This window comes from Stenotrophomonas sp. 05N37 (genome assembly GCF_056397365.1).
This window is the reverse complement of sequence record NZ_JBFTNG010000002.1, coordinates 41,445-61,826: the sequence shown is the minus strand read 5'-3', so window position 1 is coordinate 61,826 and position 20,382 is coordinate 41,445. Positions and strand designations below refer to the sequence as shown.

The window sequence follows — 20,382 nt, the reverse complement described above, 5'->3', positions numbered from 1 at the left end:
GCGATTGCAATTCCCCCGCTAGAATCTGCGCCCCTGCAGCGGGTTATCGCAGCAGGTCCGGAGAGGTGTCCGAGCGGTTGAAGGAGCACGCCTGGAAAGTGTGTAAGCGTCTAAACCGCGCTTCGGGGGTTCGAATCCCCCTCTCTCCGCCAGGTTCAGGAAGAAGCCGCCCCTCGGGGCGGCTTCTTCGTTTCCAGCATGCAGGGATCGCGCGGCCGGCAGGCCGGTCACCAGTCTGCCGCATTCACCGCGCGCGGCGTCCGATCAGAACGTCCGCGAACCATTCCGGTGACTCAGGAAAACGCCGCTGAGTCGCCATGGCATGTCGTCGGACAGTCGCGGGATGACCCGGAACGAACCGCTTTCGACGCCCTGCAGCTCGATCGGCTGACCATTCAGAGGCAGCGCGCCAACATGGGGCTGGTCGGCCAACGAAACAATGAGGCGAACGCTGCCCACCAGCGTATCTCCCTGGCTTACCGACAGGTCGACCGACTCCAGCTGCGACGCCTCCAGCTTGGGAATCCGCACGGAAATCCTGTTGCCCGAGCGCGTCAGCGCCTGGGTATCCAGCCATCCCCATTGCCCGCGCCGGGAGTCGATGCTGCGGTAGCCGATACTGACCGACGAAGCCGTAAACGGCTTGGCCGGGTCGGCGGAGCGGAGTTCGAATTCGACTTCACCGCCGCTCGCATATCGGCCAAGCTGCTGCGCGGTCATTTCCACGTGACGCTTGCGGGGCGTAAACACCTCGCCTTTCTGTCGCGCCAATGCAGGACCGGTAGCGGTCACGCCGGCCAGGACACATAGAATTACCGCGTAGGACAAGATTTGATCGAGAAAACGCATAGGGTTGAGCCTGGAGGTTTGGACGGAAACCAGATCGAACACCCACCGATGATGCTTCGGCGCGTTGATCCGGGCGCTGGCAGTCGACCCGGCCGTACTGGTGCACGACGCTCGCGTTGCGCAGACGTAGCCGGGCGATGTTGCGTAGAAGGCCTATTGGGCAGCTGCGCGACGTACGCCATGACACCCCCGCCGGCCGCCCAGGCCCCGGCCGACATGGCCTGGCGAGGCGCGCATGCTCCGACGCATTCGCCCCGCCCCGGCAGTTGCCCTCCCGGTTCTCCGGCGTCATTGACGCCCTTCCCCCGCTACATGACCTCATGACACTCCTGCGCACGTTCAATCCCACCGATGCCAGCGCTTGCCTGGCCCTGTTCGACAGCAACGTGCCGCGCTACTTCGGCGCCCACGAACGCGCGGACTTTTCCCGCTACCTGCTGCACTCCGAACGCGAGAGCGACTATCTCGTCATCGAGCGCCATGGCCGGGTCGTCGCGTGCGGCGGCCTGATGCGGGTCGACGCGGACACCGCGGCCTTCTGCTGGGGCATGGTCGACAGGACGCTGCACCGCCAGGGCCTGGGCAATGCCTTGGCGCAGGCGCGGGTGGAACGTGCGCACGCGCTTGGGGTGCGCCGCCTGACCCTGAGCACCAGCCAGCACACCCGGGATTTCTACGCTGCGCACGGCTTCGGGGTGACCGGGATCGTGCCCGATGGTCACGGCCCCGGCCTGGATGCGGTGCATATGGAACGCACGATGGCGCTGCGCTGAGCGGCGCCATCGGTATCGCCGTACGGCCACGCATAGCGTGGCCACAGCCAGGTGTCAGCTGCTCGACACCTTCATCAGCACCAGCCCGCTCACGATCAGCACCGCCGCGCCGATCCGCATCGCATTGATCGTTTCGCCCAGGAAGATGATGCCGATGACGAACGCGCCCACCGCGCCGATGCCGGTCCAGATCGTGTACGCGGTGCCCAGTGGCAGCGTGCGCATGGCCAGCGACAACAGCCAGAAGCTGGCGATCATGGCGGCAAGGGTGATGATCGAGGGCGTGAGCTTGCTGAACCCGTCGGACTGCTTCATCGCGAACGCCCAGACGATTTCGAGTACACCGGCTGCCAACAGATAGATCCAGGCCATGCGGCCCTCCTTGATGGGGGCCAGGTCGTCCTGGTCGTTGGTTCCCGTTGCGGGGGAGGTCGTTCCTCCTGCCGCCGATTCTAGCAACGCCGTTTCGATCCAGGCACCTGCAGATCCGCCGCTTTGCGCAGGGTTCAGCCCTGGGACGCGGTTGATTCAGCTCCATGCCTGCCGCGTGGCATCCTGTCCCGCCCTGATGCAGGAAAGGCGCATGCCGATTCATCCGACACTGGCCGACTGGTTGGAGCAGGCGCTACAAGCGCCGCTACCGGAGGCGGTCGTGGGGCTGTCGTTCAACCTCAGCGAAGGCGCAGCGGGCGACGATGCCGGATTCTGCATCGAACTGGTGGGCACCGACCGCTTCGATGCGAACGATACGGACTGGCCCTGCGACGAGATATGGGCGCCGCCCGTGCGCGAGATCGAGCTCCCCTTTGCACTGACCGGCCAGGGCTGGGATGCGTGCCTGGCCGCAGTGCGCGCGGCGTTGCTGCAGGCACTGGACACGCCCCGTTTCGGTCCGCGCCTGACCCACCAGGTACAGGGTATCGGCCTGGGCTTCGTGGACGGCGACCTGGACCTGCTCTGGCAGCGCGCCGACTGAGCGGCATGCGCTGGCACTGCGTGCCACGCATGCGCTAGAATGCGCGACTGCACTACGGGGGCCTGCTCCTGCAGTACAGCTTCCAACACTGGGCGCCGATCCCCGATCGCCCCACGTGTGGAACGTCTCTATGGTGGCCCCGTCGGCCCCTCGCGACGCTAGGTCGAAAATCCCGCCAGGGCCGGAAGGCAGCAACGGTATCGATCGACGCGGGCGCCGAGGTCAGCCGGCGGGGCCGCCACCTTTTTGGGGCCCGGCTACGCCGACGTGTCGCTGCCGCCTGCCGCCGCCGGCGTGCCCTGATGAAACACCACCCGCCACGCGCCCCCGCTCAGTCGCCACAGCGAACTGCGCAGCACCTCGCGCTGGCGCACCCCCTCGATCACATACCAGCTGCGATAGCGCACCTGGGCCAAGGTCGGCGCCAGCAGGACAATGCGATAGTCCTCAGAGACGATCTCCACCGCCGTGCGCTCGGCGGGAATGTCGACCAGCGCCGCCGCGCGCCCGTAGCAGTTCCCGGAACTGCCGATCTCACTGAAGTCGCTATCCAGCAGGTCCGCCAGACGCGCCGCATCGCCCCGCACCCCCGGGGCATGCAGGGCGCGTTCGAGTGCTTCAAGGTGAGCAGCCAGCGCGGCGGGGTCCGGTGCGGACGCCATGCTCAGGGCGGGTCTTGGGCCAGTACGTGCATGGCCGTCGGCGTGGCCAGCGGCACGCATTCGCCGGGCAGCGCGACACGATGCCCGCGCTGGCGCAGCGCATCGCCATCGGCCTCGCTGGCGTAGTGGTAGAGCATCATCCGCGCCTGCAACGCAGCGCTGTATTCGCGCTCCAGGTCGTCAACGCCCGTGTGCGACGGGTTGCCGTGCAGGCCACAGTCGTGGGCGATCAGCTCGTTGTCGTCGGCATAACGCGCCAGCATTTCCGGAATCGGCCGGGTATCCCCGCTCCACACCACGGCGCCCTTGAGGCGCAGGCCGTACGCGGTTTCCGGCCAGTGGTGACGCACCGGGAACACCTCCAGGCGCACGCCGTCGTGCCAGAACGCATCGCCCACCACGATCAGCTGGAAGGCATCCCAGAAGTTGGCGCCGCCCTCGGCCAGCACATTGGGGTAGTCGGCCACGCGCCGGTGCAGCAGCGGCACCACCGTGGCCGGCACGTACACGCGGATGCGGCCACGCCGGTGCGGCGAGAAGAACGCATCCACGAACAGCCGTTCGAAGCCGGCGACGTGGTCCAGGTGCACATGGGTGACGAACAGCGCCTGCGGCACGTGCCCGTACTGGGCCTGGAAAGCGGTCAGGCCTTCCCCACCGCAATCGATGGTCAGCCAGGGCCTGCCTTCGCGCTCGATCACGGCCATCGGCGAGCCGAGCTGGACCGCCGAGGCATTGCCGACGCCCATGAAACGCAGTGCCCACTCCATCAGTAGCCCCGGTTCCAGGCCAGGTCGTAGGCACGGCGCAGTCGTGCGTAATCTTTTTCCACGTCGTCCTGGCTGCGCTCGCCGCGCAGCTTGATCAGCGAGCGCAGCAGGCGCTTGAGGTTCTTCTCACGCCAGCGGGTGGCCGGGATGCGCTGCACGCAGCGGTCGAAATCGATCAGCCAGCCATGGCCATTGGCGTCGAACAGGATGTTGTGGGCGTTGAGGTCGGCGTGGTCCAGGCCGGCGCGATGGAACCGCGCGATCAGCCGCCCGGTTTCTTCCCATGGCGCACCACGGCCGGCGACCAGCGCGCGGTCGGCCAGCGAGCGCACGCCTTCCAGCCGCTCCATCAGGATGGCCGCGCGGTAGCGCATGCCGTCGCGCATGTAGAACGCGGCGATCGGTTGCGGCACCGGCAGCTTCAGCGCGCGCAGCGCGCGCATCAGGCGGAACTCGGCAAAACTGCGGGTGCGGTTGGCACCGCGCCACAGGTACTGATCGCGACTGAGCTTGGCCGCCATGCCGCCGCGCAGGTACTGGCGCAGCACGCATTGGCCGAACGGCGCATCCACGAACCAGGCCCCGCCACGGCCGCCATCGCCGACCGGCCGTGCCCGCTCGGCCCAGTGGGCGGGCGAGAACAGGCCGATCTCGGCTTGCCGCAGTCGTTCGCGGTCGAACAGAATGGCACCCATGCCGCGTCCATCGCGGCAGGGCGTCAGCGCTTCAGTGGCGTCGAATGCGACCATTCCTTCGAGTCTAACAACACCATGGCATCAGCGTCCTCTTCCTTGTGTCTTTTGCGTTTGTCCGCACTCGGCGACGTCACCCACGTGGTGCCGCTGGTGAGGACCCTGCAGCAGGCCAGGCCGGGCACGCCGCTGCACTGGATCATCGACAAGGCCGGCCACAAGCTGCTCGATGGCCTGCCGGGCGTGGTATTCCACCCCTACGACAAGAAGACCGGGCTGGCCGGCATGCGCGCGCTGCGCAGCGGGTTCCCGCCGGGCCGTTTCGAGGCGCTGCTGCAGATGCAGGTGGCCTTCCGCGCCAACGTGCTGTCCGCGTTCGTGCCGGCCGTGCGCCGGATCGGTTACGACAAGGCACGCTCCAAGGATCTTCACGGCCTTTTCATCAACGAACGCATCCCCGACCGCCCCGGCATCCATGTGCTGGATGCGATCGGCAGCTTCGGCGAGCCGCTCGGCATCCGCCAGACCGAGGTCAGCTGGGACCTGGCCATTCCGCCAGCGGCGGTGGCCTGGGCGCAGGCGCAGTGGCAGGACGATGGCCGCCCCGTGCTGATGATCTCGCCCTGCTCCAGCCATGTGCGCCGCAACTGGTATGCCGACCGCTATGCGGCCGTGGCCAACCACGCCGGCACGCGTGGCTGGCGGGTGGTGCTGTGCGGCGGGCGCAGCACGCTGGAGCGCGACATGGCCGATGCCATCCAGGCCCAGCTGCAGACCCCGGCGCTGGACCTGGTCGGCAAGGACACGCTCAAGCAGCTGCCGGCCCTGTTGGCCCGCGCCGCGCTGGTGATGACCCCCGACTCGGGCCCGATGCACATCGCCAACGCCATGGGCAGCAAGGTGCTGGGCCTGCACGCGGCCAGCAATCCGGCCCGCAGTGGCCCGTATTCGGACCGCCGCTACTGTGTGGACCGCTACGACGATGCCGCGCGCAAGTTCCTCGGCAAGCCGGCCAGCGAACTGAAATGGGGCACCAAGATCGAGTTCGACGACGTGATGCAGCTGATCACCGTCGAAGACGGCATCGCCGCGTTCGAGCGTTATGTCGCCGATCACCGCCCGGCCTGACCGGCAGGCGGACATCACGGGGTTGCCGGCGAGCGTTCGGCACCCCCCTTTTAGCGTCGCAGGCCGACGGAGTTACGCGCCCTTGGGCGCGTAATCCTTGTACGACTTCTCTTCGACGTAACCCGAGCCCAGCGCCAGGTTGATGTCCTTCTTGATCCGCGCACGCTGGTCGTTCTCCAGGTAGACGCTGCGGGCCAGGGCGATGAAGTCCTCGTCGAAGGCCTGCGCCTTGTCCTGCAGGCGGATGTTGTCCTCGATGTCCCACAGGCGCTCGTTGACCGCCTTCAGCTCGGCGCGCAGGCGCGCGATGTCCTTGACCGCGGCCGGATGCGCCATCCACGTCTTCTCCAGCGCACTCAGCTCGGCATGGATGTTGGCCAGCTTGGCGGCATCGTCGATGCGCTCGGACTTGATCTGCAGGATCGAGATCTTGTCCAGCAGCTCGCCGAAGGACACGGGAACCAGGATTTCAGCGGTCATGGGGGACATCCGTTACGTGAGATCGGCAGTTTAGCGGACGGTGATGACGGGCGCCTGCGGCCCGGTAGAGCCACGCCATGCGTGGCTTCGTGATGCTCGGCGCACGTCCGTCCCACAGCGGCCGCCCTTCGGGCGGCGTTGCCTCTCCGTCGGAGGGTCGAACCCGGAACGAGGGTGGCCGCTTCATTGCCGGGATTGCTGGGCCCATCCATGGGCCCAGCCCTTCCGCGCTGCGCGCTCCAGGGCCAGCCGTTCGGCTGTCCGGATTCGTTCCAGACGAATCCGTCGAACCCCGGCGTGTCTTCGCTTCACCCCCCTCTCCGCCAGACACGCAAAAAAGGCCACCCGTTGGGTAGCCTTTTTTGCGTGTCTGGCGGAGAGGGGGGGATTCGAACCCCCGAGGCGCTATAAACGCCTGCCTGATTTCGAGTCAGGTACATTCAACCGCTCTGCCACCTCTCCAGATGGTCCCGGCGAACCGGGAGGCGAATAATACGGGCAGGATGCGCCGACGACAAGTCATTCGTTTGCCACGCACGTGAATTTCTTCTGTCTGGATGCCTTGCCGGATGTCCGGCGGCCCGCGATCATGCCGTTATCCCCTGCAACGTCCCCTTGGCTGCCGCCCCCTCATGATCGAATTCGGACACCTCACCCACCCTGGCCTGCGCCGTGACCTCAACGAGGACACCTACTACGGCGATGGCGAACTGGCGTTGTGGCTGGTCGCCGACGGCATGGGCGGGCACGCCTGTGGCGAGGTGGCGAGCGCCCTGGCGCGCGAAACCATCGTGCGCGAGATCCGCCAGGGCGCGACCCTGGCACATGCGATCCGGGTCGCCGACGAGGAAATCATCCGTACCTCGCGCCGCCGCAACGACAGCCTGCCGATGGGCACCACCGTGGTGGCCGCGCGCGTACAGGGCAATCGCTATGAGGTGGCCTGGGTCGGCGACAGCCGCGCCTACCTGTGGCGCGACGGCGCCCTGGCCCAGCTCAGCCAGGACCACAGCGTGGTCCAGGAAATGGTGGCGCAGGGCAACCTGACGGCCGAGCAGGCGCGCGCGCATCCGCACCGCAACGTGGTCACCCAGGCGTTGGGAGTGACCGATCCGGCGCACCTGAACGTGGCTACCACCACCGGTGAACTGCGTCCGGGCATGCAGTTGCTGCTGTGCAGCGACGGCTTGACCGAGGAAGTGGAGGACAAGGGCATCGCAAGCACCCTGGCCTACGACGACGCCAGCGCCCAGGAATGCGTGGACACCCTGGTGGCGGCCGCCCTGGACGGAGGCGGTTCGGACAACATCACCGTGATCCTGGTGCGCTGCCACTGAGGCCGACCGGTCGCGCGGCGGCGGACGCTGCGCCATGCCGACTCGATGAGCACGGGCCGAGCATGCGGGTTCAAAGGCTGACGGTCGCCGTACCGGCGGGGCCCTGAGCGAGATAGGTATAACCGCCCGACGCACACCCGGGCGGGCCCACCCCGGGTAGAGCCGAGCCACGCCCGGCTGCCCTCCGCTCCGGCCCGTGCGCACCGCCAGCCGGGCCGCAGCCACGCCTGGCGTGGCACTACCCGGCAGATCCAGGCGTGCGGCGCCCTGCGGTCAGCCCGCCTCGGCCATCACGCGCTCGCCGTCCCAGATCGCGTGGCCGGCCTTCTTGCGCAGCTTGGCCAGCCGCGCCTCGTGCGCTTCCAGCTCGGAGGCGGTGGCCACCACGCGCGGACGCGGCAACAGACGCGAGGTGTCGAACGCCTGCGCATGGGCGGTGCCGCCCTTGGCGTCGTCGACCGAACCGAAACCGATTTCTTCCTGGCCCGAGGTCAGCGCGATGTACACATCGCCCAGGATCTGCGCATCGAGCAGGCCGCCGTGCAGTTGGCGATGGGCGTTGTCCACGCCGAGCCGCTTGCACAGCGCATCCAGCGAGTTGCGCTGGCCCGGGAAGCGCTCGCGCGCCATCTTCAGCGTATCGATCACCGTGCAGCGGTCGGTGATCTTGCCGTAGTTGTCGCCGAGCAGCGACAGCTCGTTGTCCAGGAAGCCGATATCGAACGCGGCGTTGTGGATGATCAGCTCGGCGCCATCGATGAAGGCCAGGAACTCCTCGGCGATCTGCGCGAAGACCGGCTTGTCGGCCAGGAACTCCAGGGTCAGCCCGGTGACTTCCTGCGCGCCCTGTTCGAACTCGCAGTCCGGCTTGATGTACTGGTGGTAGTTGTTGCCGCTGGGCCGGCGCTCAAGCAGCTCCACACAGCCGATTTCGACGATGCGGTTGCCCTTTCGCCACTCCAGGCCGGTGGTTTCGGTATCGAGGATGATCTGACGCATGGGCTCAGTGTACCGGGCCGGCGGCGCGGATCCGGATCGCGGCGTCGCGCGCCAGCTGGTCCACGCGTTCGTTGTCCGGGTCGCCGGAGTGGCCCTTCACCCAGCGCCAGTCGATCTGGTGGCGCAGCGTGGCCGCGTGCAGACGCTCCCACAGGTCGCGGTTCTTGACCGGATCGCCGCCGGCGGTCTTCCAGTTCTTGCGGATCCAGCCCGGCATCCACTGGGTCAGCCCCTGGCGGACGTACTGCGAGTCGGTGAACAGCACGATGTTGCAGGGCTCGGTCAGCGCCTCCAGCCCGGAGATGGCCGCCATCAGTTCCATCCGGTTGTTGGTAGTGTGCGCTTCACCGCCGCTCAACTCGCGCTCGTGCGCGTTGTAGCGCATCAAGGCCGCCCAGCCGCCGGGGCCGGGGTTGCCAAGGCAGGAGCCGTCGGTGTGTAGTTCGATTGTCTTCATTGCATTCCAGATCAGGTCGCCACGGTACCGTGCCAACGGCGTACCGGCAGTGGCGTAGGTCCTGGCAGGGCCAGGGTGCGTTTCTCGGCGGTGAACAGGCAGGCTGCGCGCAGCGGCGCCAGACTGCGCAGGCCAGGGGCACGGTTGGCCCACATCGGCCCCAGGTAATCCAGCTGCTCGCAGGCCAGACCGGCCCGCTCGAGCGTGTGCCGCAGGCGTTGCGGGGTGCGTACCACCAGCCCGTGGTGGCGCCACTGGCGGCGATACGGACTGAACGGGTTGAGCGTGGACAGCCACAACCGCCCACCGGGCATCAGCACCCGCTCGCACTCGGCGATGAGGTGCTCGGCATCGCGTGCGGTCACGTGCTGCAGCACGATCGCGTTGACGCTTTCGTTGGGCAGCGGCAACGGCAGCCCACACCGGGTGTCGCCGGCATAACCGCCGCCCTCGCGATGCAGGCGTAGGCCGCGTCCGGGCAGGTCGGCCAGGGCGGTCCAGGCGGCGGTCGGCGCCAGCCACAGCCAGGGCGTGCTCGGCCGCTCGTTCAGCAACGGCGTCAACCGCTCGAACTCCAACTGGCACAGCACTTGCGCCGGTTCAGTATCAAACCAGGATGCGACTGACGCTTGACGGGGGCTCGGCGCGGCGGGCATGGTCCAATTCTATGCGACTCACTGCCCTACCCGCATTTGCGGACAACTACATCTGGGCGCTGGTCGCCGAAGACGGCCAGGCGGTCGTGGTCGATCCGGGCCAGGCGGCGCCGGTGGTGGCTGCCGCAACGCAGCAGGGATGGGTGCCACGGGCGATCCTGCTCACCCATCACCACGACGATCACATCGGCGGCGTGGCCGAGCTGCAGGCCCGCTACCCGGGGCTGGAGGTGCATGCACCGGCCGATCCGCGCATCCCCCTGGCGACCCATCGGGTCGTTGAAGGTGAACCCGTTCAGGCATTGGGCCAAAGGTTCCACGTAGTATCCGTGCCCGGTCACACCCGTTCGCATGTCGCGTTTCACACCGCTGAACATCTTTTCAGTGGCGACGCACTGTTCAGCCTGGGCTGTGGCCGCATGTTCGAAGGTACGCCGTCCCAGCTTCTGGCATCCCTGCACAAGCTGGCGTCCCTGCCGCCGCACCTGTTGTTGTGTTGCGGGCACGAATACACCGTGTCAAATGCCGTCTTCGCGCGGCATGTCGACCCCACCAACGCTGCGTTGCTGCAGCGCCATGAGGAGGCCCTGGCCATGCGCCGCGATGACCGCCCCACGCTGCCCGTGTCACTGGCCAGCGAGCTTGAATGCAATCCGTTCCTGCGTACCGGAACGCACTCGATCCAGCAGGCCGTCAGTGCCCACCTGGGTCGCCCCGTCACCGATGAAGTCGATGTCGTCGCAGGTCTGCGCGGCTGGAAAGACGGATTCCGTACATGAGCCGGCGATTGTTGCCGCTCGCGCTCGGCCTGGGGTTGTCCCTGGCTGGCGGCGCGAGCGCCCAGTCGTTGAGTGCCGGCATGTCGCAGAACGTGGCCGGCCTGTCGCAGCTGCCACTGGAGGCCAGCGCCCTGCCGCCGGTTTCGGTGCGCAACGGGCAGGAGATCTTCGCCAGCTTCCGTGAGGGCCTGGCCGAGCCGACCTGCAATGCCGAGGCCACCAGCCCGCGCTGGCAGAAACAGTTTGCCCATGCGCCCTCGCGCCTGGCCAACCAGGACGACGATGCCCTGGTGCTGTTCGGCTACGTGGTCGAGGAACTGCGCCGGTCGAACCTGCCGACCGAGTTCGCCCTGATCCCGTTCGTGGAAAGCGGTTACCGCCCCAATGCCCGCAACGGCAGCGGTCCGGCGGGCCTGTGGCAGTTCATCGCCACCACCGCCAAGAACCACCGCGTGCAGATGACCTCCGGTTACGACGGCCGCCTCTCGGCGGTCGATTCGACCCAGGCCGCGGTGCGCTACCTGAAAACCCTGCACGGCATGTTCGGCGGCGACTGGCGGCTGGCCACCATGGCCTACAACGCCGGCGAGTACCGGGTACTGCAGTCACTGCGCAAGGCCGGGATGAACGCGCAGAACGCGCGCCCGGCCGAACTGCCGGGCCTGTCGCCGATCACCTACGCCTACGTCGAGAAGCTGCACGCGCTGGCCTGCGTGCTGGAGAACGCCGAGACCAAGCCCGGCGTGATGGCCTCGCTGGACCGCACCGTGCCGGTGCTGAAGGGCCACACCCTGCCGGCCGGCACTAGCGTCCAGCAGTGGGCCGCACAGCGCTCCCTGGACCCGGCACGGATCGCCCGGCTCAACCCGGCGCTGGCCAGCGGCAAGGGCCGTCCCAGCGGCCAGGTGACCGTGCTGGCGCCGGCGGCGCATGCACCGGCGGATGCCAGCGCTGCGGTGATGGCCGCCGTCGCCGCGGTGGACGCCCCCGCCGCGGCCAGCGATGCCCTGCCGACGGCCAAAGCCGCCCCCGCAGCCCCGCGCGCCGCCCGCACCGTGGCCAGCAGCGCCGATCGCCCGCGCAACCGTCGCCATACCGTGCGCGACGGTGAGTCGCCGTGGACCATCGCGCGCCGCTACGGCATGCCGCTCAAGGCCCTGCTGTCGCTGAACGGGCTCACCGGCAGCAGCGTGCTGAAGCCAGGCGCGGTGCTGCGCGTGGAGGATTGACGGGATTTCCCGCCGGCCCTGAGGATGACCACGATGCCCGGCGATGCCGGGCATCGTCGTTTCCGGGGGATGGCCGGCCACCGGAGGCCCGCGCTGGGCGCCACGGCGGCGCGCGCAGGGACCGCAGGTGCCCCAACCCCACAAACGCAGAAGGCCCGGCAATGCCGGGCCTTCTGCTGCCGCTGCGACCGGATCGGTTACAGGTTGGCTTCTTCGGTCTGTACGCGGTAGTGCTTGCGCATGGCCTCGATGTAGGCCTTGGCCGCCGCCAGGCCGTCGATCTGGTTCAGCTGTTCGCTGAAGGCCTTCTTCTGCTCCGGCTGGATCTCCGCCAGGTTGCCCGGGCTGACCTTGGTCACCGCATAGACCACGTACCGGCCCTGCACCGCCACCTTGCCGTAGCTCGGCTTGCCTTCGGTCGGCGCAACCGCAGAGAACACGGCGCGGTTGATTTCCGGGGTCGGAACCGGCTGGGTACGCGGCAGGCCCGGCATCGGGTTCAGCTGCAGCTTCTCGCTGACGGCGAGTTCCTGCAGGCTCTGCCCGGCCTTGAGCTTGGCCAGCAGCGCGTCCGCGGCCTTCTCCGAGGCCTGGCGGCTACGGTCGGCATGGATCGCGGCGATCACCTGTTCGCGCGCCTTGTCCAGCGGCAGTGCCTGCTCCGGGCTGTGCTCGGTCACCCGGATCATCACGTTGTGGTTGGCCGCGATCTCGATCGGGTCGCTGACCGTACCGTCCTGGGTCAGGATGTCGGAGAACGCCGCGCGCAGCACCGCCGGGTTGGCGGCGACGCCGCTGGCGGTGGCGCGGGTGAACGGGCCCAGGGTCTGCACCGGCAGGTTCAGTTCCTTGGCCGCGCCTTCCAGCGAGGTGGGGTTCTTGTAGACCAGGTCGACCAGGCGGCCGCTCAGCTCGGTGAACGCACGCTCGTTGTCCGCCTTCAGCTGCTCGGCCACCAGCTGGTCATGCACCTGCTCGAACGAACGGCTTTCGCCGCCCTTCTTCTCGCGCAGCAGCAGCACGTGGTAGCCGAAGTCGGTCTTGACCGGCCCGGTCACTTCACCGGCCTGCATGTTGAACAGCGCATCTTCGAACGGCTTGACCATCGCGCCGCGCTCGACCCAGCCGAGGTCGCCACCGTGTTCCTTGGAACCGGGGTCTTCGGAGTTGGCCTTGGCCAGGGCGGCGAAATCGGCACCCGGCTTCTTGGCATCGGCGGTCAGGCGCAGGGCCTTTTCTTCGGCCGCCTTGAGCTTGGCCGGATCGCTGCCATCGGCGGCGATCAGGATGTGCGAGGCCAGTCGCTGTTCGGGCGTGGCAAAGCGCGCCTTCTCTTCGTCATAGCGCTTGCGCAGGGTCGCTTCGTCGGCGGCCGTGGCCGGCGGCAGGCTGGCGCCGTTGATTTCAACGTATTCCAGCGACACGGTTTCCGGCTGGCGGAACTGCTTGAGGTGGCCGTCGTACCACTGCTTGATCTGCGCGTCGGTGACCGGCGCGGTGTCGGTCGGCACGTCCGGCAGCGCAGCCAGTTCGATGTCGCGGGTTTCGCCCAGCATCTTGAGCAGGCGCTCGGTCTCGGCCTGGGTGACGAAACCGGACGACTGCAGCGCGGACGGGATCACGGCCTGCTGGATGCTTTCGCGCACCAGCGCCTCGAACTGGGTCGGGGTGCGCGGCGGATTGCCGCTGGCCAGCGCAATCCGGTACTGGTTGTCATTGAACTTGCCATCGGCGCCGATGAACGCGGGGATCGCGGCGATGTACTCGCGCACGGCGTTGTCGCCGATCACGATGCCGGACTGCTCACCGGCGAGGCGCACGACCTGCTCGTCGATCATCTGCTCGAGCACGGCCAGCTTGTTCTCGGTGCTTTCGAAATGGCGCGGGTCGAAGTCCTCACCCTGCTCCTGGCGGGCCTGCTGGCGCGCCTGCTCGAAGCGGACGCGGAAGTCCTGCGAGCTGATCTCATGGTGCTGCCACAGGAACGACATCGGCCACCACGACGGCGCCGAGCGCCACCACGTCGGCGGCGCTGCCACCTTGGCCACGTTCTGCGCGCCCACGCCACCGAGGTAGCTGGAGTCGATCACGAACAGGAACGGAATCATCAGCAGCCCCAGGATCACCGTAACGATCCAGCCCGAGGTCTTGTCGCGAAGTTTCTGCAGCATGGGAAAAATCATGGCCTGAGTGGCGAGCCGGGCAGTGTAACCCGCTTCCGGCGTGGCTCCAAAACCCGCGCGGGCAGGCGCGGGGCCGCTACCGCAACGGCTGCGGGCCGCCGGATGTCGCACTTGCATCGATCCCGGCGTCGGCAGCTGGGCATGGTGCGCTGGATGCTGTCGCAGCAGGCAAAGCCGGCTCTCTGCCATCGGCCTGAAACGCACGAAGCGCGCTGTGGCCCACGCCGGACGCGACTGTTGGCGGGTTAAGCGCTGGCTCCCCATGCCCTTTCCGGCGAATGTCCTCCGGCGTCGGCCTACGGCCGCCCCCTCCCCCTTTATTTCGCCTCCAAGGGCATGGGGAGCCAGCGCCCAACCCACCAACGGTCACAAAAAAACCGTTCGACACCGCGCCTGTACCGCGAGCCGAGCCCCGCCGCGGTCGGCAGGCTCCTCGGCAAAATAACGGAGGAGTCCGCCAGGCCGAGGGACCGTTGCGCCAGGGGCCTGGCGGCGGCTGCGGGGCCTCACGCTCGCAGTAATTCCGAACGGCGCCGCCACCCGATCCATGACGTCGCCGCGACTATCCGGACGAACGAGCACGGGCGTACGCCACCTGCCCCCGCCGTTGCAACAGGACGGTCCCGTTCTCATTGGGAGAAAAGCCAAAAAAAAAGCCCCTGGTTTTCACCAGGGGCTCTTCAAAGATTGGCGGAGCGGACGGGACTCGAACCCGCGACCTCCGGCGTGACAGGCCAGCATTCTAACCAGCTGAACTACCGCTCCGCGCTTGAAACTTTGCAGGCGCTCATTCTATCCGAAGATATTCAGAAAACCTACCCCGAATACTGCTTTTTTCGAGGATTTTTTTGTAACTGGCGGAGCGGACGGGACTCGAACCCGCGACCTCCGGCGTGACAGGCCAGCATTCTAACCAGCTGAACTACCGCTCCGCGCTTGAACTTTTTCAGCCGACCAACGGTCGGCTCTACCACCTTTCACCGCGACGTACATCGCTGGAGAAAACAAGGCCCCCGATCGCTCAGGGGCCCTATTGAAACTGGCGGAGCGGACGGGACTCGAACCCGCGACCTCCGGCGTGACAGGCCAGCATTCTAACCAGCTGAACTACCGCTCCACATTTCAAACTTTTACTGGCGGTGCTGTGGTGGGTGCTGAGGGTTTCGAACCCCCGACCCTCTCCGTGTAAAGGAGACGCTCTACCGCTGAGCTAAGCACCCCAGCAAGCCGCTTAGTTTACGGCATCCTTCAGGGCTTTGCCAGCCTTGAACGACGGATTGTTCGATGCAGCGATCTTGATGGTGTCGCCGGTCTTCGGGTTGCGGCCGGTGCGGGCAGCACGCGCGCGAACCTGGAACGTACCGAAGCCCACCAGCGTCACCGCGTCACCGCCCTTCAGGGCCTTGGTGATGGAAGCGATGACGGCGTCGACGGCGCGGTTGGACTCGGCCTTGGTCAGGTCGGCGGCCTCGGCAACGGCGTCGATCAATTCGGTCTTGTTCATTCTGTACAGCTCCTTTGGCGGGGATTCCGCATGTTCGACAGTGAAGCATCCGACCCAGACTGCGGCCGGACGCCAGTGAAGTTCTCGATTCGCCGACGTCAGTGAGTACTGACTCGCGAGTGCTGCTTTTATACCAGCGCACCCCTACCCGCGCAAGCTGAAAAGCCAATAACGACGCGGGTTTCGGCGATTTCCAGATGGCGCGTCAGTGCTTGACGCGCGCGTTGGAAGCTGTCTTGCTCTTGCTGCGCACTGTGACGCGCGCCCCATCCTTCTTGGCCTTCTTCGGGGTCAGCGGGGTCTCCAGGGCCAGGTCCAGCACCTCTTCGATCCACTTCACCGGGATGATCTTCAGGTCGCGGGTCACGTTGGCCGGGATGTCCGCCAGGTCCTTGCGGTTCTCTTCGGGGATGATCACCGTGGTGATGCCGCCGCGCAGCGCCGCCAGCAGCTTCTCCTTGAGCCCACCGATCGCGGTCACGCGACCGCGCAGGGTGATCTCGCCGGTCATCGCCACCTCGGCGCGGATCGGCACCTTGGTCAGCGTGGACACCAGCGAGGTCACCATCGCGATGCCGGCGCTGGGGCCGTCCTTCGGGGTGGCGCCATCGGGCACGTGCACGTGCACGTCGTGCTTCTGCAGGAACTCGTTGTCGATGCCCAGGCGTTCGGCGCGCGAGCGCACCACCGACAGGGCGGCCGAGGCCGACTCCTTCATCACGTTGCCGAGCTGGCCGGTGAGGATCAGCTGGCCCTTGCCCGGCACCAGGGTCGATTCGATCTGGAGCAGATCGCCACCGACTTCGGTCCAGGCCAGGCCGGTGACCAGGCCGATCTCGTTCTGTTCTTCGGCACGACCGAAGTCGACCCGGCGCACGCCCAGGTACTTGTCCAGGTTCTTGCCATTGACCACCACCAGCGCCTTCTTCTTCGCGCTGGCCTTCTTGCCGGCCTTGGCCGGCTTGGGCAGCCCGGCCGGGCCGGCGAGCGCGATGTCCTTGACCACCTTGCGGCAGATCTTGGCCACTTCGCGCTCGAGGTTGCGCACGCCCGATTCGCGCGTGTAGTAGCGCACGATGTCCTGGATGGCGTCGGCCTCGATCTCCAGTTCCTCCGGCTTGAGGCCATTGGCCTTGAGCTGCTTGGGCACCAGGTAGCGCATGGCGATGTTGAGCTTCTCATCCTCGGTGTAGCCGGGGATGCGGATGACTTCCATGCGGTCCAGCAGCGGGCCGGGGATGTTGAGCGAATTGGAGGTCGCCACGAACATCACTTCGGACAGGTCCAGGTCCACTTCCAGGTAGTGGTCGTTGAAGGCGTTGTTCTGCTCCGGGTCGAGCACTTCCAGCAGCGCCGAGGACGGATCGCCGCGGAAGTCCATCGACATCTTGTCGATCTCATCGAGCACGAACAGCGCATTCTTGCTGCCCACCTTGTTGAGGTTCTGCACGATGCGGCCCGGCATCGAGCCGACGTAGGTCCGACGATGGCCACGGATCTCGGCCTCGTCGCGCACGCCGCCCAGGCTCATGCGCACGAACTTGCGGTTGGTGGCCTTGGCGATCGACTGCCCCAGCGAGGTCTTGCCCACGCCGGGCGGGCCGACCAGGCACAGGATCGGGCCCTTCATCTGCTTCACCCGCGACTGCACGGCGAGGTATTCCAGGATGCGGTCCTTGACCTTGTCCAGGCCGAAGTGATCGGCGTCCAGCGTGTCCTGCGCAACCTTGAGGTCCTTGCGCACCTTGGTCCGCTTCTTCCACGGCACGCCCAGCAGCCAGTCCAGGTAGTTGCGCACGACCGCGGCTTCGGCCGACATCGGCGACATCTGCTTGAGCTTGTTGAGCTCGGCCTTGGCCTTGGTCTCCACCGGCTTGGGCATGCCCGCCTCGGCGATCTTGCGTGCCAGTTCGTCCAGCTCGCCCGGCGCGTCGTCCAGGTCGCCCAGTTCCTTCTGGATGGCCTTCATCTGCTCGTTGAGGTAGTACTCGCGCTGGCTTTTTTCCATCTGCGACTTCACGCGGCCGCGGATGCGCTTTTCCATCTGCTGCACGTCGATCTCGCCGTCGACCAGGCCGACCAGCATTTCCAGGCGGTCGCCGATCTGCAGGGTTTCCAGCAGGCGCTGCTTGTCGGCCAGGCGCACGCTGATGTGCGCGGCGATGGTGTCGGCCAGGCGCGAGGGCTCGTCGATGCCGGCCAGGGTCTGCAGCAGCTCCGGCGGCAGCTTGCGGTTGGTCTTGACGTACTGCTCGAACAGCGACATCAGCGAGCGGGCGATCGCCTCGATCTCGCGCGGCTCGCGCGATTCGTCCGATTCGATTTCGGTGGCCACGCCGTGCAGCGCGCCGTCGCGCTCGGTGACCTGGGTGACGTTGACCCGCGACAGGCCTTCCACCAGCACCTTGATGGTGCCGTCAGGCAGCTTCAGCAGCTGCAGCACCTGGGCCAGCGTGCCGACCTGGTAAAGATCGGCCGCGTTGGGGTCGTCGGTCTCGGCCGACTTCTGTGCCAGCAGCAGGATGCGCTTGTCCGCCGCCATCGCCTGTTCCAGCGCGTGCATGGACTTGTCGCGGCCGACAAACAGCGGAATGACCATGTGCGGGAACACCACCACGTCACGCAGCGGCAGTACCGGCAGGTCGAGAGTCTCAGTAGGGGAACGGGCCATGTGGGCTCCAGTGGAACAGTGGGGATGGCCTCCGGGCGGCCTCGCCCGGATACAAAAAAAGCCGATGGCCTCGTTATGGGGCCATCGGCTTCTAGATGCAAGCTGTTCTAATAAACTTGTTTCAATTCAAACGCTTGAACCGATTACTCCGCGCCTGCGGCCTTCTGTTCAGGGGCCGGCGGGGTCTGGTAGATCAGGTACGGCTCGGACTTGTGCTCGATCACCGATTCATCCACCACCACCTTGCTGACGTTCTCGGCCGACGGCAGGTCGTACATGGTGTCCAGCAGTACCGATTCGACGATGGTACGCAGGCCACGGGCACCGGTCTTGCGCTTCAGCGCCTTGCGGGCAATGGCCGACAGGGCATCCGGGCGGAACTCCAGTTCCACGTGCTCCATCTCGAACAGCTTCTTGAACTGCTTGGTGATGGCGTTCTTCGGCTCGGTCAGGATCCTGACCAGGGCGGCCTCGTCCAGCTCTTCCAGGGTCGCCACCACCGGCAGGCGGCCGACGAACTCCGGAATCAGGCCGAACTTGATCAGGTCTTCCGGCTCGACTTCCGCCAGCACCTTGCCCACTTCCTGCTTGCGCTCGGAGCTCTTGACCTTCGCGCCGAAGCCGATGCCGCCGGCGTCGTTGGAACGGGCCTGGATCACCTTGTCCAGCCCGGCGAACGCGCCGCCGCAGATGAACAGGATGTTCTTGGTGTCCACCTGCAGGAATTCCTGCTGCGGATGCTTGCGCCCGCCCTGCGGCGGCACGCTGGCCACGGTGCCTTCGATCAGCTTCAGCAGGGCCTGCTGGACGCCTTCGCCGGACACATCGCGGGTGATCGACGGGTTCTCGCTCTTGCGCGAGATCTTGTCGATTTCATCGATGTAGACGATGCCCTGCTGTGCCTTCTCGACGTCGTAGTCGCACTTCTGCAGCAGCTTCTGGATGATGTTTTCCACGTCTTCGCCCACGTAACCGGCTTCGGTCAGCGTGGTGGCGTCGGCCATGGTGAACGGCACATTGAGCAGGCGGGCCAGGGTCTCGGCCAGCAGCGTCTTGCCCGAACCGGTCGGACCGACCAGCAGGATGTTCGACTTGGCCAGTTCGACCTCGTCGTTCTTCTGCCGGCTCTCGATGCGCTTGTAGTGGTTGTACACAGCCACGGCCAGCGTGCGCTTGGCCCGGTTCTGGCCAATCACGTACTGGTCGAGGACTTCGAGGATCTCGCGCGGCTTGGGCAGCGAACTGCGCGCCGACTGCGCCTTTTCCTCGAGTTCTTCACGGATGATGTCGTTGCACAGCTCCACGCACTCATCGCAGATGAACACGCTCGGGCCCGCAATCAGCTTGCGCACCTCATGCTGGCTCTTCCCGCAGAAAGAACAGTAGAGGATCTTGCCGGTGTCCGTGGAACGACCTTGGCGGTCTTCGCTCATGCTTCGCTTACCCAGTTACCCCACCCGCTGAACGGGGGTTCGATTCGAGAATAGCACAGGGTCGGGAGGACGCCAGTCCGGCCCGACCCTGCGGAAACAAGCCGGAATGCCGGCCTGGCTGCATCATCACGCCGGGGTGATCGACTCTTCCGGACGGCGCTCGAGCACCTGGTCGACCAGACCGTAGGCCACCGCATCGGCCGCGCTCTTGAAGTTGTCGCGCTCGGTATCGCGCGCGATGGTCTCCAGCGACTGCCCGGTGTGCTTGGCCAGCACCTCGTTCAGGCGCGAACGCAGGGTCAGGATTTCACGGGCATGGATGTCGATGTCCGTGGCCTGGCCCTGGAAGCCGCCCAGCGGCTGGTGGATCATCACCCGCGAGTTCGGCAGCGCATAACGCTTGCCGGCCGCGCCGGAGGCCAGCAGCAGGGCGCCCATCGAGGCCGCCTGGCCGACGCAGATGGTGCTCACGTCGGGCTTGATGTACTGCATGGTGTCGTAGATCGCCATGCCGGCGGTGACCACGCCACCGGGCGAGTTGATGTAGATGCTGATGTCCTTTTCCGGATTGTCCGCTTCCAGGAACAGCAGCTGCGCCACCACCACGTTGGCCATGTGATCGTCGATCGGGCCCACCAGGAAGATCAGACGCTCCTTCAACAGGCGCGAATAGATGTCATAGGCGCGCTCGCCGCGGCTGGTCTGTTCGACCACCATCGGAACCATGTTCAGGGCTGTGGTTCGGTTGTCCATTAGTGAGGCACCTATTTTGGGGGGAACGACCCCGCGCCGGGGCGCGGGGCG

At 66.6% G+C, this 20,382-nt stretch carries 20 protein-coding genes, 6 tRNA genes and 1 other RNA gene; 8 read left to right on the top strand and 19 right to left on the bottom strand.

All coding sequences use genetic code 11. The annotated features are described in order from the left end of the window. The first annotated feature begins 59 nt into the window (after window positions 1-59). Window positions 60-152 (top strand) — tRNA-Ser (locus AC1DGC_RS06850). A 112-nt stretch (window positions 153-264) separates the two neighbouring features. Here the strand turns inward: AC1DGC_RS06850 and AC1DGC_RS06845 are convergent. Next, the gene (locus tag AC1DGC_RS06845) at window positions 265-891 is read right to left on the bottom strand and encodes a hypothetical protein (protein WP_478047499.1); all 627 of its coding nucleotides are present in this window, start codon (window positions 889-891) and stop codon (window positions 265-267) included. Between the two features lie 278 nt (window positions 892-1,169). On the opposite strand from AC1DGC_RS06845, the gene AC1DGC_RS06840 reads away from it, so the two are divergent. Further along, on the top strand, window positions 1,170-1,622 hold the full coding sequence (locus AC1DGC_RS06840) for a GNAT family N-acetyltransferase (protein ID WP_478047498.1): 453 nt from the start codon (window positions 1,170-1,172) through the stop codon (window positions 1,620-1,622). Window positions 1,623-1,676: 54 nt separating this feature from the next. Here the strand turns inward: AC1DGC_RS06840 and AC1DGC_RS06835 are convergent, their stop codons facing one another. Further along, window positions 1,677-1,994 (bottom strand): DMT family transporter, encoded by a 318-nt coding sequence (locus AC1DGC_RS06835; protein ID WP_259210012.1) that lies wholly within the window; start codon window positions 1,992-1,994, stop codon window positions 1,677-1,679. A gap of 211 nt (window positions 1,995-2,205) precedes the next feature. Between AC1DGC_RS06835 and AC1DGC_RS06830 the strand changes: the two genes are divergently transcribed. Together AC1DGC_RS06830 and ffs are read left to right on the top strand one after the other, a co-directional pair. Further along, a complete protein-coding gene (locus AC1DGC_RS06830) occupies window positions 2,206-2,598 on the top strand; it encodes a hypothetical protein (protein ID WP_478047497.1) in 393 nt (130 codons plus the stop codon). Window positions 2,599-2,737: 139 nt separating this feature from the next. Continuing rightward, window positions 2,738-2,834, top strand: an RNA gene (gene ffs / locus AC1DGC_RS06825) — signal recognition particle sRNA small type. Between the two features lie 21 nt (window positions 2,835-2,855). Here ffs and AC1DGC_RS06820 read toward each other — a convergent pair. From AC1DGC_RS06820 to AC1DGC_RS06810, 3 genes are read right to left on the bottom strand one after another with little or no spacing between them, the layout of a single operon-like run. Continuing rightward, complete coding sequence (locus AC1DGC_RS06820) at window positions 2,856-3,266, bottom strand: nuclear transport factor 2 family protein (protein WP_478047797.1); 411 nt, start codon at window positions 3,264-3,266, stop codon at window positions 2,856-2,858. Continuing rightward, window positions 3,263-4,030 (bottom strand): MBL fold metallo-hydrolase, encoded by a 768-nt coding sequence (locus AC1DGC_RS06815; protein ID WP_259210009.1) that lies wholly within the window; start codon window positions 4,028-4,030, stop codon window positions 3,263-3,265. The genes AC1DGC_RS06820 and AC1DGC_RS06815 overlap by 4 nt, the downstream gene beginning before the upstream one ends. Further along, window positions 4,030-4,779, bottom strand: a complete 750-nt coding sequence (locus AC1DGC_RS06810) for a 3-deoxy-D-manno-octulosonic acid kinase (protein WP_259210008.1) — start codon at window positions 4,777-4,779, stop codon at window positions 4,030-4,032. The genes AC1DGC_RS06815 and AC1DGC_RS06810 overlap by 1 nt, the downstream gene beginning before the upstream one ends. Before the next feature lie 21 nt (window positions 4,780-4,800). Between AC1DGC_RS06810 and AC1DGC_RS06805 the strand changes: the two genes are divergently transcribed. Continuing rightward, window positions 4,801-5,850 carry a glycosyltransferase family 9 protein gene (locus AC1DGC_RS06805; protein ID WP_259210007.1) on the top strand — a complete coding sequence of 350 codons (1,050 nt, stop codon included), beginning with the start codon at window positions 4,801-4,803 and terminating at the stop codon, window positions 5,848-5,850. A gap of 72 nt (window positions 5,851-5,922) precedes the next feature. Here the strand turns inward: AC1DGC_RS06805 and AC1DGC_RS06800 are convergent, their stop codons facing one another. Continuing rightward, window positions 5,923-6,330: a DUF6165 family protein gene (locus tag AC1DGC_RS06800; protein WP_259210006.1), complete on the bottom strand. Its 408-nt coding sequence runs from the start codon at window positions 6,328-6,330 to the stop codon at window positions 5,923-5,925. Between the two features lie 371 nt (window positions 6,331-6,701). Beyond that, a tRNA-Ser gene (locus tag AC1DGC_RS06795) sits at window positions 6,702-6,792 on the bottom strand. Between the two features lie 170 nt (window positions 6,793-6,962). Between AC1DGC_RS06795 and AC1DGC_RS06790 the strand changes: the two genes are divergently transcribed. Further along, on the top strand, window positions 6,963-7,667 hold the full coding sequence (locus AC1DGC_RS06790; RefSeq protein WP_259210005.1) for a PP2C family protein-serine/threonine phosphatase: 705 nt from the start codon (window positions 6,963-6,965) through the stop codon (window positions 7,665-7,667). A 273-nt stretch (window positions 7,668-7,940) separates the two neighbouring features. On the opposite strand, the gene dnaQ is transcribed toward AC1DGC_RS06790, so the two are convergent. The 3 genes from dnaQ to AC1DGC_RS06775 are packed head-to-tail and all read right to left on the bottom strand — an operon-like array spanning window position 7,941 to window position 9,779. Beyond that, window positions 7,941-8,666 (bottom strand): DNA polymerase III subunit epsilon, encoded by a 726-nt coding sequence (gene dnaQ, locus AC1DGC_RS06785; protein WP_478047496.1) that lies wholly within the window; start codon window positions 8,664-8,666, stop codon window positions 7,941-7,943. Window positions 8,667-8,670: 4 nt separating this feature from the next. Further along, the gene (gene rnhA, locus AC1DGC_RS06780; protein WP_259210003.1) at window positions 8,671-9,123 is read right to left on the bottom strand and encodes a ribonuclease HI; all 453 of its coding nucleotides are present in this window, start codon (window positions 9,121-9,123) and stop codon (window positions 8,671-8,673) included. Window positions 9,124-9,134: 11 nt separating this feature from the next. Further along, window positions 9,135-9,779, bottom strand: coding sequence for a TRM11 family methyltransferase (locus tag AC1DGC_RS06775; protein ID WP_478047495.1), 645 nt, complete (start codon window positions 9,777-9,779; stop codon window positions 9,135-9,137). An 11-nt stretch (window positions 9,780-9,790) separates the two neighbouring features. Between AC1DGC_RS06775 and gloB the strand changes: the two genes are divergently transcribed. Together gloB and AC1DGC_RS06765 are read left to right on the top strand one after the other, a co-directional pair. Then, on the top strand, window positions 9,791-10,558 hold the full coding sequence (gene gloB, locus AC1DGC_RS06770) for a hydroxyacylglutathione hydrolase (RefSeq protein ID WP_478047494.1): 768 nt from the start codon (window positions 9,791-9,793) through the stop codon (window positions 10,556-10,558). After that, window positions 10,555-11,787, top strand: coding sequence for a lytic transglycosylase domain-containing protein (locus tag AC1DGC_RS06765; RefSeq protein WP_478047493.1), 1,233 nt, complete (start codon window positions 10,555-10,557; stop codon window positions 11,785-11,787). The genes gloB and AC1DGC_RS06765 overlap by 4 nt, the downstream gene beginning before the upstream one ends. A gap of 197 nt (window positions 11,788-11,984) precedes the next feature. Here the strand turns inward: AC1DGC_RS06765 and AC1DGC_RS06760 are convergent, their stop codons facing one another. The 9 genes from AC1DGC_RS06760 to clpP all read right to left on the bottom strand — a co-directional run bounded on the left by AC1DGC_RS06760 (window position 11,985) and on the right by clpP (window position 20,331). Beyond that, on the bottom strand, window positions 11,985-13,958 hold the full coding sequence (locus AC1DGC_RS06760) for a peptidyl-prolyl cis-trans isomerase (RefSeq protein WP_478047492.1): 1,974 nt from the start codon (window positions 13,956-13,958) through the stop codon (window positions 11,985-11,987). Window positions 13,959-14,658: 700 nt separating this feature from the next. Then, window positions 14,659-14,735, bottom strand: a tRNA-Asp gene (locus AC1DGC_RS06755). Between the two features lie 90 nt (window positions 14,736-14,825). Then, window positions 14,826-14,902: transfer RNA gene (locus tag AC1DGC_RS06750), tRNA-Asp, on the bottom strand. Window positions 14,903-15,010: 108 nt separating this feature from the next. Next, window positions 15,011-15,087, bottom strand: a tRNA-Asp gene (locus AC1DGC_RS06745). 28 nt (window positions 15,088-15,115) lie between these two features. Beyond that, a tRNA-Val gene (locus tag AC1DGC_RS06740) sits at window positions 15,116-15,190 on the bottom strand. Between the two features lie 11 nt (window positions 15,191-15,201). Continuing rightward, window positions 15,202-15,474 carry an HU family DNA-binding protein gene (locus AC1DGC_RS06735; RefSeq protein WP_038690141.1) on the bottom strand — a complete coding sequence of 91 codons (273 nt, stop codon included), beginning with the start codon at window positions 15,472-15,474 and terminating at the stop codon, window positions 15,202-15,204. A gap of 205 nt (window positions 15,475-15,679) precedes the next feature. Beyond that, window positions 15,680-18,145 carry an endopeptidase La gene (gene lon, locus AC1DGC_RS06730; protein WP_259209998.1) on the bottom strand — a complete coding sequence of 822 codons (2,466 nt, stop codon included), beginning with the start codon at window positions 18,143-18,145 and terminating at the stop codon, window positions 15,680-15,682. A gap of 143 nt (window positions 18,146-18,288) precedes the next feature. Then, entirely contained in the window at window positions 18,289-19,578 is a 1,290-nt protein-coding gene (clpX, locus tag AC1DGC_RS06725; RefSeq protein ID WP_259209997.1) for an ATP-dependent Clp protease ATP-binding subunit ClpX, read from the bottom strand. Window positions 19,579-19,704: 126 nt separating this feature from the next. Then, the gene (clpP, locus tag AC1DGC_RS06720; RefSeq protein WP_038690153.1) at window positions 19,705-20,331 is read right to left on the bottom strand and encodes an ATP-dependent Clp endopeptidase proteolytic subunit ClpP; all 627 of its coding nucleotides are present in this window, start codon (window positions 20,329-20,331) and stop codon (window positions 19,705-19,707) included. Window positions 20,332-20,382: the final 51 nt, after the last annotated feature.

Excerpts from the sequence above, each read along its gene's own strand:
- AC1DGC_RS06840 (WP_478047498.1), top strand. The coding sequence starts at position 1,170 with ATGACACTCCTGCGCACGTTCAATCCCACCGATGCCAGCGCTTGCCTG.
- AC1DGC_RS06835 (WP_259210012.1), bottom strand. The coding sequence starts at position 1,994 with ATGGCCTGGATCTATCTGTTGGCAGCCGGTGTACTCGAAATCGTCTGG.
- AC1DGC_RS06830 (WP_478047497.1), top strand. The coding sequence starts at position 2,206 with ATGCCGATTCATCCGACACTGGCCGACTGGTTGGAGCAGGCGCTACAA.
- AC1DGC_RS06815 (WP_259210009.1), bottom strand. The coding sequence starts at position 4,030 with ATGGAGTGGGCACTGCGTTTCATGGGCGTCGGCAATGCCTCGGCGGTC.
- AC1DGC_RS06810 (WP_259210008.1), bottom strand. The coding sequence starts at position 4,779 with ATGGTCGCATTCGACGCCACTGAAGCGCTGACGCCCTGCCGCGATGGA.
- AC1DGC_RS06805 (WP_259210007.1), top strand. The coding sequence starts at position 4,801 with ATGGCATCAGCGTCCTCTTCCTTGTGTCTTTTGCGTTTGTCCGCACTC.
- AC1DGC_RS06800 (WP_259210006.1), bottom strand. The coding sequence starts at position 6,330 with ATGACCGCTGAAATCCTGGTTCCCGTGTCCTTCGGCGAGCTGCTGGAC.
- AC1DGC_RS06790 (WP_259210005.1), top strand. The coding sequence starts at position 6,963 with ATGATCGAATTCGGACACCTCACCCACCCTGGCCTGCGCCGTGACCTC.
- dnaQ (WP_478047496.1), bottom strand. The coding sequence starts at position 8,666 with ATGCGTCAGATCATCCTCGATACCGAAACCACCGGCCTGGAGTGGCGA.
- rnhA (WP_259210003.1), bottom strand. The coding sequence starts at position 9,123 with ATGAAGACAATCGAACTACACACCGACGGCTCCTGCCTTGGCAACCCC.
- AC1DGC_RS06775 (WP_478047495.1), bottom strand. The coding sequence starts at position 9,779 with ATGCCCGCCGCGCCGAGCCCCCGTCAAGCGTCAGTCGCATCCTGGTTT.
- gloB (WP_478047494.1), top strand. The coding sequence starts at position 9,791 with ATGCGACTCACTGCCCTACCCGCATTTGCGGACAACTACATCTGGGCG.
- AC1DGC_RS06765 (WP_478047493.1), top strand. The coding sequence starts at position 10,555 with ATGAGCCGGCGATTGTTGCCGCTCGCGCTCGGCCTGGGGTTGTCCCTG.
- AC1DGC_RS06760 (WP_478047492.1), bottom strand. The coding sequence starts at position 13,958 with ATGCTGCAGAAACTTCGCGACAAGACCTCGGGCTGGATCGTTACGGTG.
- AC1DGC_RS06735 (WP_038690141.1), bottom strand. The coding sequence starts at position 15,474 with ATGAACAAGACCGAATTGATCGACGCCGTTGCCGAGGCCGCCGACCTG.
- lon (WP_259209998.1), bottom strand. The coding sequence starts at position 18,145 with ATGGCCCGTTCCCCTACTGAGACTCTCGACCTGCCGGTACTGCCGCTG.
- clpX (WP_259209997.1), bottom strand. The coding sequence starts at position 19,578 with ATGAGCGAAGACCGCCAAGGTCGTTCCACGGACACCGGCAAGATCCTC.
- clpP (WP_038690153.1), bottom strand. The coding sequence starts at position 20,331 with ATGGACAACCGAACCACAGCCCTGAACATGGTTCCGATGGTGGTCGAA.